Origin of the sequence: Aestuariimicrobium sp. p3-SID1156 (assembly GCF_025144225.1) — a bacterium.
Classification (GTDB): Bacteria; Actinomycetota; Actinomycetes; order Propionibacteriales; family Propionibacteriaceae; genus Aestuariimicrobium.
Map to the genome: position 1 here is coordinate 183,164 of NZ_JALXXB010000003.1, position 13,958 is coordinate 197,121.

12 protein-coding genes are annotated in these 13,958 nt (G+C 67.5%); 4 read left to right on the forward strand and 8 right to left on the reverse strand.

Features of this window, described 5'->3' with window-relative positions; all coding sequences use genetic code 11:
* Positions 1-126: 126 nt before the first annotated feature.
* Positions 127-801 carry an amino acid ABC transporter permease gene (locus M3G03_RS06035; RefSeq protein ID WP_259808781.1) on the forward strand — a complete coding sequence of 225 codons (675 nt, stop codon included), beginning with the start codon at positions 127-129 and terminating at the stop codon, positions 799-801.
* Complete coding sequence (locus M3G03_RS06040) at positions 798-1,691, forward strand: amino acid ABC transporter permease (protein WP_259808782.1); 894 nt, start codon at positions 798-800, stop codon at positions 1,689-1,691. Before M3G03_RS06035 ends, M3G03_RS06040 begins: the two co-directional genes overlap by 4 nt.
* 73 nt (positions 1,692-1,764) lie before the next feature.
* Here M3G03_RS06040 and rny read toward each other — a convergent pair whose 3' ends face one another.
* From rny to M3G03_RS06060, 4 genes are all read right to left on the reverse strand, one after another.
* Complete coding sequence (gene rny / locus M3G03_RS06045; protein WP_259808783.1) at positions 1,765-3,426, reverse strand: ribonuclease Y; 1,662 nt, start codon at positions 3,424-3,426, stop codon at positions 1,765-1,767.
* 9 nt (positions 3,427-3,435) lie between these two features.
* On the reverse strand, positions 3,436-3,945 hold the full coding sequence (locus M3G03_RS06050; protein WP_259808784.1) for a regulatory protein RecX: 510 nt from the start codon (positions 3,943-3,945) through the stop codon (positions 3,436-3,438).
* A 2-nt stretch (positions 3,946-3,947) separates the two neighbouring features.
* Positions 3,948-5,000 carry a recombinase RecA gene (gene recA / locus M3G03_RS06055; protein ID WP_259808785.1) on the reverse strand — a complete coding sequence of 351 codons (1,053 nt, stop codon included), beginning with the start codon at positions 4,998-5,000 and terminating at the stop codon, positions 3,948-3,950.
* Positions 5,001-5,258: 258 nt separating this feature from the next.
* Entirely contained in the window at positions 5,259-5,453 is a 195-nt protein-coding gene (locus tag M3G03_RS06060) for a DUF3046 domain-containing protein (protein WP_259808786.1), read from the reverse strand.
* Positions 5,454-5,534: 81 nt separating this feature from the next.
* On the opposite strand from M3G03_RS06060, the gene M3G03_RS06065 reads away from it, so the two are divergent.
* Together M3G03_RS06065 and M3G03_RS06070 are read left to right on the forward strand one after the other, a co-directional pair.
* Entirely contained in the window at positions 5,535-10,016 is a 4,482-nt protein-coding gene (locus tag M3G03_RS06065; protein WP_259808854.1) for a DEAD/DEAH box helicase, read from the forward strand.
* A gap of 230 nt (positions 10,017-10,246) precedes the next feature.
* Positions 10,247-11,005, forward strand: coding sequence for a DeoR/GlpR family DNA-binding transcription regulator (locus tag M3G03_RS06070; protein WP_259808855.1), 759 nt, complete (start codon positions 10,247-10,249; stop codon positions 11,003-11,005).
* 16 nt (positions 11,006-11,021) lie between these two features.
* Here the strand turns inward: M3G03_RS06070 and M3G03_RS06075 are convergent, their stop codons facing one another.
* The 4 genes from M3G03_RS06075 to rimO form a co-directional block, all read right to left on the reverse strand.
* Positions 11,022-11,291 carry a helix-turn-helix domain-containing protein gene (locus tag M3G03_RS06075; RefSeq protein WP_259808787.1) on the reverse strand — a complete coding sequence of 90 codons (270 nt, stop codon included), beginning with the start codon at positions 11,289-11,291 and terminating at the stop codon, positions 11,022-11,024.
* Between the two features lie 114 nt (positions 11,292-11,405).
* Positions 11,406-11,900: a CinA family protein gene (locus tag M3G03_RS06080; protein ID WP_259808788.1), complete on the reverse strand. Its 495-nt coding sequence runs from the start codon at positions 11,898-11,900 to the stop codon at positions 11,406-11,408.
* Positions 11,893-12,498, reverse strand: coding sequence for a CDP-diacylglycerol--glycerol-3-phosphate 3-phosphatidyltransferase (pgsA, locus tag M3G03_RS06085; RefSeq protein ID WP_259808789.1), 606 nt, complete (start codon positions 12,496-12,498; stop codon positions 11,893-11,895). Before pgsA ends, M3G03_RS06080 begins: the two co-directional genes overlap by 8 nt.
* Positions 12,495-13,907, reverse strand: a complete 1,413-nt coding sequence (gene rimO / locus M3G03_RS06090; RefSeq protein WP_259808856.1) for a 30S ribosomal protein S12 methylthiotransferase RimO — start codon at positions 13,905-13,907, stop codon at positions 12,495-12,497. The genes pgsA and rimO overlap by 4 nt, the downstream gene beginning before the upstream one ends.
* Between the last annotated feature and the right edge of the window lie 51 nt (positions 13,908-13,958).

A 13,958-nucleotide genomic window follows, 5' to 3' on the forward strand; every position in this document is an offset into this window, starting at 1 on the left:
GGGGGCCGGCACCGTCAGAGTCGACGGTGTCGGCCCCGCCCCTCGCAGATCCCTGGGCGACCCGACGACACCAGGGACCGCGTCCGCCCTGCAGCCACGACAGAGAGAAGGAACATGCTGAGCGAAATGTTTGAGCTCGTCAAGGAGTTCAACGTCCTCCAGGCCTTCGGCTACACCATCCTGCTCACCGTGTGCTCGGCCCTGGGCGCCTTCATCATCGGCGTGGTCGTTGCCATCCTGCGCGTGAGCCCCGTACCCGCCCTGCGCCTGTTCGGCACCGCCTACGTGAACCTGGTCCGCAACACGCCGCTCACGATCATCATCTTCTTTTGTATCTCGGGCCTGATGCTGGCCATGAACTGGTACCTGCTGCCGGACGCCGCCAGCCTCAACTGGCAGAACTTCGTCTGGGCGGTCGTGGGCCTGTCCGTCTACCACGCCGCCTTCGTGGCCGAGGCCGTACGTTCGGGCATCAACACGGTGCCGCTGGGCCAGGCCGAAGCCGCCCGCGCCGTCGGCCTGCCCTTCGTCGGCACCATCCGTGAGGTCATCCTGCCCCAGGCCATGCGTGGCGCCATCGCCCCCCTGGGCAACACGCTGATCGCCCTGACCAAGAACACCACCGTGGTCGCCACCGTGGTCGCACTGGAGGCCTCTGCCGTGATGAAGAAGATGATCGAGGACCGTCCCGACATGCTGTACCTGACCTTCTTCATCTTCGCCCTCGGCTTCGTCCTGCTCACCCTGCCCGTCGGCGTCCTGTTCACGCGCCTGTCCAAGAAGCTGGCGGTGGCTCGATGAGCGTCAACAACGTCTCGGTCATCTTTGACGCCCCCGGCCCGCGCGGTCGAGCGCTGGGACGTGCGATCGGCGCGATCGGCATCCTGCTGTGCATCGGACTGGGTGCCCTGGCGGTCTGGTTGCTGCGGGGCCAGCTGCTCAACTGGGATCTCTGGAAGATCTTCCTGGAGCCCGACACCTGGCGCTACTACATCCTGGACGGTCTCAAGAACACGCTCATGGCCGCCGCACTGGCTGTGGTCTGCGCCGGCATCTTCGGCCTGTTCTTCGGCATGGCCCGGCTCAACCACCTGCCTGTCATCAACATCCCCGCCGGAATTGTGGTGGAGTTCTTCCGCGCCGTGCCGGTGCTGATGATGATGCTGTTCGCGTACTACTTCCTGCTCTACCAGGCCAGCGGCTTGGTGGCACCGGAGTACGTGCCCGTAGTAGCCGTGGTGGCCGGCCTCACCTTCTACAACGGTTCGGTGCTGGCGGAACTGATTCGCTCCGGGGTCCATGCATTGCCCCGAGGGCAGCGCGAGGCCGGTATGGCGATCGGCATGTCGCGACGTCAGACGCTGCGCGAGATCCTGCTGCCCCAGGCCATCACCGCGATGCTCCCTTCGCTGCTGAGCCAGCTGGTGGTCATCCTCAAGGACACCGCCTTGGGCTACATCGTCACCTACAACGAGTTGCTGCGAGCCGTCCAGACCCGCTTCTCCAGCGGCGGTGTACTGGTGGCGCTGATCTTCTGCGCCGCCCTCTACATCATCATCAACTACGGGCTCACCCTGCTCGCGTCGTGGGTCGAGCGGCGCATCCGCGTGCGCCGCGCCGGCAGGTCGGTGGGTGTCGGTCTGGTGCCGGTTCCCGGTACGGCTAACACCAACATCCGTCCGGACGCCTGAGCGAGCGGCTCTCGACTCCTTCACCGACGCGCACGGCAGCGCCCCGGCCTCGGCCGGGGCGCTGCGTCGTCCGTCAGCGTGCCACTGCAGTGGCGCGGGATTCCCGCACCACGGTCACCCGGATCTCGCCGGGGTAGGTCAGTTCATGTTCGACAGACTGAACAACGTCGCGGGCGATGGCACGAGCAGCAGCGTCGTCCACCTCGTCGGGCAACACCATGATGCGCAGCTCACGACCGGCCTGCATCGCGTAGGCCCGGTCCACGCCGGGCTGGTCCATGGCGATCTGCTCGAGGCGTTCCAGGCGTCGGACGTGCGCTTCCAGGGATTCTCGGCGAGCTCCGGGGCGGGACCCGGAGATGGCGTCGGCAGCCTGGACGAGCAGGGCCTCGACGGTCTCCGGCTCGATCTCGTTGTGGTGGGCAGCCACGGCATGGACAACGTCCTCGTCCTCGCCGTGCCGACGAAGGAGGTCGGCACCGATCTGCGCGTGCGGGCCCTCCACCTCATGCGTGAGCGCCTTGCCGATGTCGTGGAGTAACGCCGCGCGTCGCGACGTGGTGGGGTCGAGGCCCAACTCGGCGGCCATCATGGCAGCGAGATGGGCACACTCCAGGCTGTGGCGCAGGACGTTCTGGCCATAGCTGGTCCGGTACTGCAAACTGCCCAGGACGGGGAGCAGTTCGGGGGCGAGGTCAGTGATGCGCACCTCGGCGAGGGCATCCTCGGCGGCCCGCAGGACCCGTTCCTCCACCTGGCGGATGCTGCGCTCGTGAACCTCCTCGATGTGCGAGGGGTGGATCCGCCCGTCGGCGACCAGGGCTTCCAGGGTCACCCTCGCCGTTTCGCGTCGTACCGGGTCGAAGCTGGAAATGAGCACTGTCTCCGGGGTGTCATCGATGAGGACGTTGACGCCGGTGATCTGCTCGAAGGTGCGAATGTTGCGACCCTCCCGGCCGATGATGCGGCCCTTCATCTCCTCCGAGGGCAACATCACTGCGGTCACCACGGAGTCGGCAGTCTGCTCGGCGGCCAGGCGCTGGATGGCGGTCACGATGATCCGTCTGGCCACTGCGTCGGCTTCAGTACGAGATTTCCGCTCGACATCGCGGACCAGTCGGGCTGATTCCAGGCGGGCGCTGTGTTCGGCGCGATGGAGGACCTCGTCTCGCGCCTGTGCGGAATCCATCCCCGCGATGCGCTCCAGCTCCTGGGACGCACGGCGCATGCTGTCGGCCAGCTCCTGCCGCTCGGACTCGGCCTGCGCCCGCTCACGTTGGAGGTCGAGCCGCTGTCGTTCGATCTCGGACTGTTTGTCGTCCAGCCGGTCGGCTCGCCGCGCCAGGACCTCATCACGGGCGGAGAGTTGCGCGTGGAGGGTGCGGAGCTCGTCGCGCTCGGCACGAGCGGCGTCAGCCCTGGTCTCCACCTCAGTCGCGCGGGCCACCAGTCGCTGCTCACGGTCATCGAGCTGCCGAACACGATCGGACAACTGTTCGTCTCGCCGGTCGAGCTCACCCCGAAGCACATCGAGCGCCTGCTCCTGGCCGGCCAACTCACCTTCACGCCGGGCGAGCTCTTCTTCCCGCTGAAGAAGGGCCTCAGTGCCGTCATGCAGCGCAGCCGCCTCGACACCTGTGGTCACCTGACGCTGCTGGAGGGTGCGTGCCACCCACACCAGCGCCAAAAGCGTCAGGCCGAGGAGGACGATGATGAGTAGTTCGCCGGGACCCATGGACCCACCCTAGTCGTGGCCCTCCACGAGAACCTCGCGGAGCACCCGTTCCACCACCTCGTAGCCGTAGCCACGGCGCCCCAGCGCACCTGCGAGCCGACGCCTCTGGACCGGCGGTTCCAGAGATGCCAAGGTGCGCATCTTCTTCCTCGCCAGCTCCAGGGCGGCTTCCAGCTCGTCCTCACTGCTGACGGCATTGGTGGCGTCATCGATGAGGTCCCGGTCTATGCCCTTGCGCCGCAGTTCCTCGCGCAGCGCACGTCGGGATGAGCCACGCGTGCGTTGTCGTGATGCGACCCATTGCCGCGCGAAATCCTCATCGTTGACGAGGTTGACTTCGGTGAAACGATCGAGGAGGTGTTCGGTGAGATCGGGGTCGACTCCTTTGGCCTCCAGCGCCTGCTCCAGCTCGGCCCGGCTGTGGGGACGCAGGGACAGCTTGCGCAGGAGCACCTCACGAGCCTTCTCCTCCAGCTGCAGGGGAGAAGGCTCGCTGGGTGCTTGCTTGCCGTCAGCCATCCTCAGAAGGCGACCTCGCCGGTGACAGGGTCAACCCCTGCAGGAACCTCGTCGCTGGGCTGGTCCCCGAGGCCAAGGGCGACCTTGATGCGGTTCTCGATGTCAGCGGCGATGTCCGGATTGTTGCGGAGGTGGTTGCGGGCGTTCTCCTTGCCCTGACCCAGCTGCTCGCCCTCGTAGGTGAACCAGGCTCCGGCCTTGCGGATGATGCCGGCGTCCACACCCATGTCGATCAACGAGCCCTCACGGCTGATGCCCTGACCATAGATGATGTCGAACTCGGCCTGCTTGAAGGGCGGGGCGACCTTGTTCTTGACGACCTTCACACGGGTTCGGTTGCCGACCGACTCGGTGCCATCCTTGAGCGTCTCGATGCGCCTGACGTCGAGGCGGACCGAGGAGTAGAACTTCAGGGCCCGTCCACCCGTGGTCGTTTCGGGCGAACCGAACATGACGCCGATCTTCTCGCGCAACTGGTTGATGAAGATGGCGGTTGTGCCGGCCGCATTGAGTGCACCGGTCATCTTGCGCAGCGCCTGGCTCATCAGTCGCGCCTGGAGGCCGACGTGGCTGTCACCCATCTCGCCCTCGATCTCGGCGCGCGGTGTCAGGGCGGCGACGGAGTCGATGACGATGAGGGCAAGGGCCCCCGAACGGATCAGCATGTCGGCGATTTCGAGGGCCTGCTCACCGTTGTCGGGCTGGCTGACCAGGAGTGCGTCGGTGTCAACGCCCAACTTGGCGGCGTAATCGGGGTCCAGCGCGTGCTCGGCGTCGATGAAGGCACAGATGCCGCCGGCCTTCTGCGCGTTCGCGATGGCGTGCAGGGCGACGGTCGTCTTGCCCGAGGACTCCGGGCCGTAGATCTCCACAACTCGGCCCCGAGGCAAGCCCCCGATTCCGAGGGCCACGTCCAGCGCCACCGAACCGGTGGGGATGTAGGCGATGGGCTGGCGAGTCTCCTCACCCAGACGCATCACCGAGCCCTTGCCATGGGCCTTCTCGATCTGGGAGAGCGCAGCCTCAAGCGCCTTCTGGCGGTCGGCAACAGCCATTCGATGGTTCCTTTCGGGTGGCCGCCGACGTAGCAGGCGGCACGGGTGGTCTGGCGATCTCGAATGTAGGTGAGGGGTCCGACAAAACCTGCGCACCCGCAGAATCTGTGGATGGGAACTCGAGTCGGGTCCCATCTGTGGACAACGGTAACGAACAAGGATTCGAATCTCAAGGACGGCGCCCGGCGTGTTTCCACCCGCAGGACCACACCACCAACGCGTGCTGGAAGGGACTCCCCCGGGATGGACGGCGTCGAATCAGCGCTCGGAGGCGGGAAGCTCCAGCGCACGCCACACGGCCCGCCAGATCGTCTTGCACGGGATCCCATCCCGCAGTGCCTCATGCACGGTGCGATGGTCGAGGTCCGCCAGCACGTACATCCCAGCCCAGCTGTTCGCATAACCGGGCCCCAGATGCCTCTCCAACCGCTGCCACAGCTCTGCCTCACGCACGCGGCAACAGTACCCACATCGACCGGGCTGGCAGAACTTGTCGGAGCTCGGTGGCACCATGGCGGGGTGGGTGTCGAAGGAATGGTGAACGATCCGCTGGCGGGCTTCAGCCCGCCGGTGCGCCGCTGGTTCAGCGATTCCTTCTCGGCGCCCACGCGCGCCCAGTCCGCGGCCTGGGAAGCCATCAATGGCGGCCATCATGCCCTCCTGGTGGCTCCCACCGGCTCAGGAAAGACCTTGGCCGCCTTCCTCTCCGCCCTTGATCGGCTCGCATGCCGCCCCGATGAGGAGGTCCGACGCGTCCGGGCGGAGCGCAAGACCTCGGTGCTCTACATCTCCCCGCTCAAGGCGCTCGCCAGCGATGTCCAGCGCAACCTCACCGCTCCCCTGCGCGGAATCGAGGTGGCTGCCCGCGCTCTCGGACGTCCGCTGCCCGACATCACGGTGGGGCTGCGCAGTGGTGACACCCCGTCAACCGAGCGGCGGAAGCTGGTGCAGCAGCCGCCCGACATCCTGATCACCACCCCCGAATCGCTCTTCCTGATGCTGTCCAGCCGGGGGCGCGAGACCCTTGACCAGCTGGACGCCATCATCGTGGACGAGATCCATGCCCTGGCCGGGACGAAGCGCGGAGCCCACCTCCAACTCTCCCTGGAGCGCCTTGATGATGTGAAGACCAGATCCGGACGCCCGGGTTTCCAGCGCATCGGGCTGTCAGCCACCGTGAGCCCGGCAGAGCGTGTGGCACGCTACCTGGTAGGGAATCGTCCCATCGACATCCTGCAGCCGATGCCCGACAAGCAATGGGACCTGCGCGTCGAGACACCAGTACCCGACCTCACCGATCTCGCCCTCCCGCCAGGGCCGGAGGGAGCGCACAGCGAGCCCAACAACTCCATCTGGCCCCACATCGAGAAGCGGGTCCTCGAGTTGGTGGATGCCCACCGCACGACCCTGGTGTTCGTGAACTCCCGTCGCGTCGCCGAACGGCTCACCGCCCACCTCAACGAACTGCATGCCGAGCGGCTCGGCATTCCGACCGATGACCACGAGCCCCCTGCAATGGTCATGGCCCAGTCGGGCAGCTCGGGGAGCATGGACGGCACCGGCGCACCGGTCATCGCCCGAGCCCATCATGGCTCCGTCTCCAAGGAGCGACGACTGGAGATCGAGTCGGCCCTCAAGGCCGGCCACCTACCGTGCGTGGTGGCGACCTCCTCGCTCGAGCTTGGCATCGACATGGGCAGCATCGACCTGGTGGTCCAGGTCGCGGCACCCAACTCCATTGCCTCGGGGCTCCAGCGGGTCGGACGCGCAGGCCACCAGGTCGGCGCAGTCTCCCGCGGCATCATGCTGCCGACCCACCGCGGAGACCTGCTGGACGCGATCGTCGTCACCCGAGAGATGGCAGCCGGCCACATCGAGCCGGTCCCCGACCTGCGCAACCCTCTCGACATCCTGGCCCAGCAGTTGGTGTCGATGCTGGTCGACACCACCGCCACCTCTGAGGAGTTGTTCCAGTTGGTGCGGCGGGCCGAGAGTTTCCGTACCCTCCCCCGGTCAGCATTCGACGCCACCCTGGACATGCTCGCCGGCCGCTACCCGAGCGAGGAGTTCGCCGAGCTACGCCCCCGCCTGGTGTGGGACCGGGCCACCGACCAACTCAGTGCGCGTCCCGGTAGCCGTCGACTGGTCACGACCAGCGGTGGCACCATTCCTGATCGCGGCCTCTTCGGCGTCTTCGTCGTCGGTGAGCCGGGGACGGCGGGCCGCCGCGTGGGCGAACTGGACGAGGAGATGGTGCACGAGTCTCGCGTGGGGGACGTGTTCACCCTGGGCACGACCAGCTGGCGCATCGAGGAGATCACGCCGCACCAGGTCCTCGTCTCCCCCGCGCCGGGCGCACCGGGCCGGCTGCCGTTCTGGAAGGGGGACCAGGCGTGGCGTCCCCAGGCCCTGGGCGCGGCCGTGGGCGAGTTCATCCGCGAGCTGCGCGCTGAGGGCGAGCTGTCCGAGGAGCGGCTCGACGCCACCCTGCCCACGGGGGTGGACGAATGGTCGAGGAACAACTTGGTGTCCCACCTGACCGAGCAGGCTGAAGCCACCGGCGAGGTGCCCGATGACCGGATGGTCGTCGTGGAACGCTTCACTGATGAACTGGGCGATTGGCGCCTGGTGGTGCATTCCGCGCTGGGTGCGGCGGTGCTGACCCCGTGGGCGCTGGCGATCGAGGCCAGGGGGCGTGAACTCCACGGCTCGGAAGTCCGCGCCTGGGCGAGCAACGACGGCATCGTCATCACCATTCCTGACACCACGGGGACGCCACCGGGTCTGGAACTCCTGGACATCGACGCGGCGGGCATCGTCGAAACCGTCACCAACGAGACCTATGGCTCCCCCCTGTTCGCAGCCCGGTTCCGGGAATGCGCTGCCCGCGCCCTGCTGCTTCCGCGGCTTGATCCCGGCCGTCGTACCCCCCTGTGGCGGCAACGCCAGCGAGCCGCCCAGCTCCTGCAGGTGGCCAGCAGGCATCCCGAATTCCCGATCATCCTGGAGACGATGCGCGAGTGCCTGGAGGACGTTTTCGACCTCCCCAGTCTGACGCGCCTGGTCGAGGACCTTGGCGCGCGTCGCGTCCGTCTGGTGCTCGCTGAGACGGACCTCCCCTCACCCTTCGCCCGTTCGCTGATGTTCGGATACGCCGGGGAGTTCCTCTACGACAGTGACCAGCCCCTCGCCGAGAGGCGTCTGGCGGCGCTCAACGTGGACCAGGCCCTGCTGGCCGAGTTGTTGGGACGCGAAGGGGCCCAGGTGCTCCTCGATCCCGCCGCACTGGCCCAGGTGGAAGCAGATCTGCAACGGCTCAGCGAACCGCTCCGGGCCTCCACCGCAGAGGCCCTCTGGGACGTCATCCGCACCCACGGCCCGCTGACGGTCCGAGAGTGTGGTGAACGCAGCGCCGACAGCACGGAGGCCGGAGCGTGGGTGGACGAGCTCCTGGAGAGCAAGCGCATCGCCACGGTCCGACTCGCCGGCACCGACATGGTCTGCACGCTGGAGGACCTCCCGCTGCTCACCGATGCCTTCGGGGTTCCTACGCCCCCGGGGATGGTGGCAGAACCGGGGCCAGGGCCACAGGCGGCCCTGGAACGCCTGGTGCAGCGCGAGCTGCTGCACCGTTGCGGACTTGACCCCGCCGTACTGGCGCAGCGCTGGGGCATCAGTCCCCACTCCGTGCTCCAGGTTCTCGATCACCTGCGCGTGGGGCTTGGATTGCTGCTGGTCGACGACAGGTGGTGGCACCCCGACGTGCTCAGCAGGGTCAAGCGGCGCACCCTGGCTCTGCTGCGGGCTGAGGTGGAGCCCGTCGAACAGGCCCAACTGGCTCGCTTCCTGGCGTCCTGGCAGGAGCTGGATGCCCCCGGCCACGGCACCGAAGGCTTGATGGGAGCGGTGGAGATGCTTGCGGGGTTCCCCCTTCCGGCCTCCATGCTCGAGTCCCTCATCCTGCCGAGTCGAGTCGTTGACTACAGCCCGCACCTGCTTGACCAGGTCCTGCTGACGGGTGAGGTGGTGTGGACCGGGGCCGGTGCGATCGGCACCCAGGACGGATGGGTGCAGTTGTGGCCCGGCGATCTCGTCCTGACTGATCCGGCCACCGCTGAGGACGTGTCGGAGGAGCTCCTGCCAGTGCTGGAGCGCCTTCGCCAGGGCGGAGCCTGGACCGCTGCGGAGCTGGGCGCCTCGGCGCACCAGGTCTGGGAGCTGGTGTGGGCCGGGCAGGTGACGAGCACGAGCTTCCAGCCAGTGCGGGACCTGGTCGCGAATCCGGGCGGACGCACAGCCCTCAGGACCCCGCGTGCCCCCCGCGTCCACCGGCGGCGGTTGCCCAGGCCGACATCCCTCGCCTCGGCCGGCATGGGTGGCCGCTGGTCAGTGCTGACGGCGCCACGCCTCTCAACCACCGAGAGGTCACTGATGGAGATGGGGGTCACCCTCCAGCGGCACGGGCTGGTGACGCGCGGCACGGTGGCCGTTGAGCCCGCCTGGAACAACTTCTCGCAGGCCTATCAGGTGCTCAGCACGATGGAGGGCCAGGGCGCAGTCCGACGAGGACACGTCGTCGAAGGCTTGGGCGCCTCCCAATTCGCCCTCCCCGGGGCGATCGACCGGATCCGGTCCAGCGACAGCAACCCCGACGCGGCTCCGAGACTGCTTGCCGCCTGTGACCCCGCCAATCCCTGGGGGGCCGCGCTCCCATGGCCCGCGACGCCGGGGCATCGACCAAGTCGACGGGCTGGCGCGCTGGTGGTGACCATCGATGGACGACCAACGCTCTACGTTGAGCGCGGTGTGCACACCTTGCTCACCTTCGGGAGCGGGGATTCCGATCTGCTCGACAGCCTTCGAGCCCTCGCCGGATCGGTGACCAGCGGCCGTATCAGCGCCGTCACGGTCGAGAAGTGTGATGGCATCCCCGTGTTGGGGGATGCCCGTTTCGGCCCGCTCCTGGAACAGGCCGGCTTCACCATGGCGCCCCGGGGTTACCGCATCCGGCGCTGACGAGGTGGTTGGGGCCTCTGGACGAGACAGGGCCCTGCACCCTGGGGCAGAGCCAGCACGTCGCGGCCGGCCCGCACGTCGGGGTCGGCAGGGCCCGTGGCGCGGGAAGAAGGACGCACCAAACATGCGCGTTTCGCGCACTCGGGTTCAGCGATCGCTGAGCGACCCCTAGCATTTCGCTCATGGTGCAGCTCCACCCTGAATCCCCCGCCCGCGTCCGCTCCGACCGGATGGTGTCCTTGCTGAACCTCGTCGCCGAGCGCGGAGAGGTCCAGCTGCGCGAACTCGCGAAGGAACTGGGTGCCTCGGCGGCCACCATCCGGCGGGATGTCGGCACTCTGGCTGCCCAAGGCCTGCTCATCCGGACCCATGGCGGTGCCAGGGCCCTCCCCACGGGACGCGAGTTGCCGATCAACCTTCGCGATGGTCGCAACCAGTCCGCGAAACGTGCCATCGCTCGTGCGGCCGTCAGTGCCCTTCCGGCCGGCAGGCACGCCGTCGCATTGACAGGCGGCACCACCACGATCGAGGTCCTACGTGCCCTGGACCACCGGCGCGACCTCACCATCGTCACCAACTCCGTGGGGCTCGCCATCGAGGCGGCCCACCATGGCCAGAACCGCGTCCTCATCGCGGGCGGCATACTGCGCGCCACCTCGCTGGAGCTGGTGGGTTCGCTCACCGAGTCCACCTTCCGGCAGATCAACGTGGGCACCGCGATCGTCGGCTGTGACGGCATCAGTGTCACCGGCGGCCTCACCACCCACGACGACGTCGAGGCAGCAACGAATCACACCATGCTGGAGCGAGCCCAGCGCGTCATGGTGGTGGCGGACGGCTCGAAGGTCGGCAAGGTGACGCTGGCCAAGATGGCCGATGTCACACTGGTGGACATCCTCATCACCGACAGCAACGCCGACCCGAACGAGATCGCGAAGATCCGCCAGGTCGGCGTCGAAGTCAGGGTCGTGGAGGTCGACAGGGCCTGAACCGGCCCATTCCAGATCAGGCAGCAGTCACCATGCGCTGGCCGAGCTCGGCCCGGGCGACCTTGTCGCTGACGGTGCTGAGCACCTGGGACAGCGGCACGTCGAGGGCGCTGCAGATGGACACCAGCAGCTCGCTGGAGGCCTCCTTCTGCCCACGCTCCACTTCGGAGAGGTAGCCGAGGCTGACGCGTGCCTGCATGCTGACGTCGCGCAGGGTACGCCCCTGGGCAAAGCGAGCCTCCCGCAGGGATTCACCCAGGAGTTCGCGCATCAGGATGGGCTTCATGTCTCACCTTTCTGCTCCACGCCCCGGGGAGCGTTGCTCCGAGCCGGTTCCGTGGTGCTCCTTCTCAACACCGGCATCACAGGCCCTATTCCCGCAGCGATCCCCCGCACCCCTTCAGTCGAGTTCCTCGAGCAGCAGGCGCAGGGCAGCGAGCACCGTCTGTTCCCGCACGGCCCCACGGTTGCCGGACAGCTCCAGCAGGCTGGACCTGGTCCCCCCCGCAGTAGCGCACGCAATCCAGACGGTGCCGGGTGCAGCGCCATCCTGCGGGTCGGGGCCTGCGACGCCGGTACATGAGACGCACAGGTCCGCCCCGGCCGCCACCCGCGTTCCCTGCGCCATCTGCTCGGCGGTGGCGGCGTTGATGACCCCATCCCGCGCGATCAGTTCGGCGTCCACCCCCGCCCACTGGGACTTCAGCTCGCTGGCGTAGGTGATGAACCCACCCCGGTAGACGGCCGAGGATCCGCCGATGCTGGTGATGGCGGCCCCGATGAGACCGCCGGTCAGTGATTCGCACGTGGCCACGGTCACATGCCTGGCCGCGAGTTCGCGCACGAGCTGGTCAGCGAGAACGGCGATGCCGTCCCCCACCAGGGCGTCAGCCACGGAGGTCAGTACCCTCGCCCGCGCGTGCGTCCTGTCGGGCCCGAAGCGCCATGCGCACGTAGTCCAGGCCGGTGACGACGGTGAGGACGAAGGCCGCTCCCATCAGGACCCAGGCGACCCACTGGACGACGGTGGGCTGTTTCGGCAACCAGGTCAGGTACAGGATGAGCGCGAACGACTGGGTCAGGGTCTTGAGCTTGCCGCCCTTGGTGGCAGCCATCACCAGACCGTACTTGAGGACGACCCAGCGCAGGAGGGTGATCCCCCATTCGCGAAGCAGGATGATGATGGTCACCCACCATTGCAGCTCGCCCAGGAGTGACAGGCCGACGAAGGCCATGCCGGTGAGCGCCTTGTCAGCGATCGGATCCCACAGCTTGCCGAAATTGGTGACCAGGTTGTACTTGCGGGCGATCTTGCCGTCGAAGAAGTCCGTGGCGATCGCCACGATGAAGACCAGGGTCGTCCAGTAGCGCCAATGCTGGTCGTGCGGGTGGCTGAGCAGCATCCACGCGAACAGCGGCACCAGGACCACGCGAATGGCTGTCAGGACATTGGGCACGTTCCAGGAGGAACCCTGCGGGGCGGCCGTGCTCATGCGATCACCTCAGCGGTCAGGTCGACGCCATCGGCAGCGGTGAGGGACACCAGGACCAGCTCACCCACCGCGGCGTCGCAATCGACGATGGTGGTGGTTCCATCCACCTCCGGGCCCTGGAACTCAGCGCGGCCGACGGCAGCGCCGCCCTCATGGCCCTCCACCAGGACCGTGGTGGTGTCGCCTAGACGCTCCTCCGCCCGCTGGGCGCACAGCTCCGCAGCCAGGTGCGACAACTCGGCGGCGCGAGCCTCGACGACATCCTGCTCCAGGTGCCGGTCGAGGGTGGCGCCCTCGGTGTTGTCCTCATCGGAGTAGCCGAAGATACCGACCACGTCGAGACGGGCGCGGATCATGAAGTCCTTGAGGATCTCCACATCCTCCTCCGTCTCGCCCGGGAAGCCGGCGATGAAGTTGGAGCGGATGCCCGCATGGGGCACCTTGTCGCGGATCTGGTCGATCAGCCCGAGGAAGGACTCCGCCTCACCGAAGCGGCGCATCCGGCGCAGCAGGGGGCCGGAGGCATGCTGGAAGCTCAGGTCGAAGTAGGGAACCACCTTGTCGGTGGAGACCATGGCATCGATCAGCGTGGGGCGGATCTCGGCGGGCTGCAGGTAGGAGACGCGGATCCAGTCCAGTCCGTCGACCTTCGACAGGTCGCCGAGCAGCTTCTCCAGGGCGCGGATGTCGCCGAGGTCCTTGCCATAGGAGGAAGAGTTCTCGCTGACCAGAAAGACTTCGTGGACGCCATGGTCGACCAGCCAGCGGGCTTCCTCCAGGACCTCCTGGGGGCTGCGGGAGAGGTAGGAGCCTCGGAATCGCGGGATGGCACAGAAGGCGCAGCGACGATCACAACCCGACGCGATCTTGAGCGCCGCATAGGGGCTGTTCCCCAGTCGCTTGCGCAGCGTCCTGGGGCCGGAGCCGGGAGCAACGCCAGCAGGCAGGTCGGCGTGTCCTGGCACGGCCACGCCAGCAGCGGCCTCGCGGCGCTTGACCGGGGTGATCGGCAGCAGCTGGCGGCGATCGCGCGGCGCATGTGCCTCGACGTGGCCGCCGTTGAGGATGGTGGTCAGTCGATCGGCAATATCGGTGTAGGAGTCGAAGCCCAGCACTGCATCCGCCTCGGGCATCGAGTCGGCCAGCTCCTTGCCGTAACGTTCGGCCATGCAGCCGACGGCCACGACAGCCTTGGTGCGGCCCTGTTCCTTGAGGTCAGCGGCCTCAAGCAGGGTGTCAACCGAGTCCTTCTTGGCCTGCTCCACGAAGCCACAGGTGTTCACCATGACCGTGTCCGCCTCATCGGCGTTGTCGACGAGTCGGAACCCGCTGGCCTCGAGACGGGCGGCGAGTTCTTCGGAATCGACCTCGTTGCGGGCGCAGCCGAGCGTAACAAGGTGGACGTTCATGAGCGTGGACATCCGCACCATTATGCGCCCTGGCCGCCCTGTCGCCGAATG

Coding starts and splice junctions, on each gene's coding strand:
- M3G03_RS06075 (WP_259808787.1), bottom strand. CDS start 11,291: ATGAAGCCCATCCTGATGCGCGAACTCCTGGGTGAATCCCTGCGGGAG.
- M3G03_RS06070 (WP_259808855.1), top strand. CDS start 10,247: ATGGTGTCCTTGCTGAACCTCGTCGCCGAGCGCGGAGAGGTCCAGCTG.
- rny (WP_259808783.1), bottom strand. CDS start 3,426: ATGGGTCCCGGCGAACTACTCATCATCGTCCTCCTCGGCCTGACGCTT.
- rimO (WP_259808856.1), bottom strand. CDS start 13,907: ATGAACGTCCACCTTGTTACGCTCGGCTGCGCCCGCAACGAGGTCGAT.
- M3G03_RS06035 (WP_259808781.1), top strand. CDS start 127: ATGTTTGAGCTCGTCAAGGAGTTCAACGTCCTCCAGGCCTTCGGCTAC.
- M3G03_RS06065 (WP_259808854.1), top strand. CDS start 5,535: ATGGTGAACGATCCGCTGGCGGGCTTCAGCCCGCCGGTGCGCCGCTGG.
- pgsA (WP_259808789.1), bottom strand. CDS start 12,498: ATGAGCACGGCCGCCCCGCAGGGTTCCTCCTGGAACGTGCCCAATGTC.
- recA (WP_259808785.1), bottom strand. CDS start 5,000: ATGGCTGTTGCCGACCGCCAGAAGGCGCTTGAGGCTGCGCTCTCCCAG.
- M3G03_RS06050 (WP_259808784.1), bottom strand. CDS start 3,945: ATGGCTGACGGCAAGCAAGCACCCAGCGAGCCTTCTCCCCTGCAGCTG.
- M3G03_RS06040 (WP_259808782.1), top strand. CDS start 798: ATGAGCGTCAACAACGTCTCGGTCATCTTTGACGCCCCCGGCCCGCGC.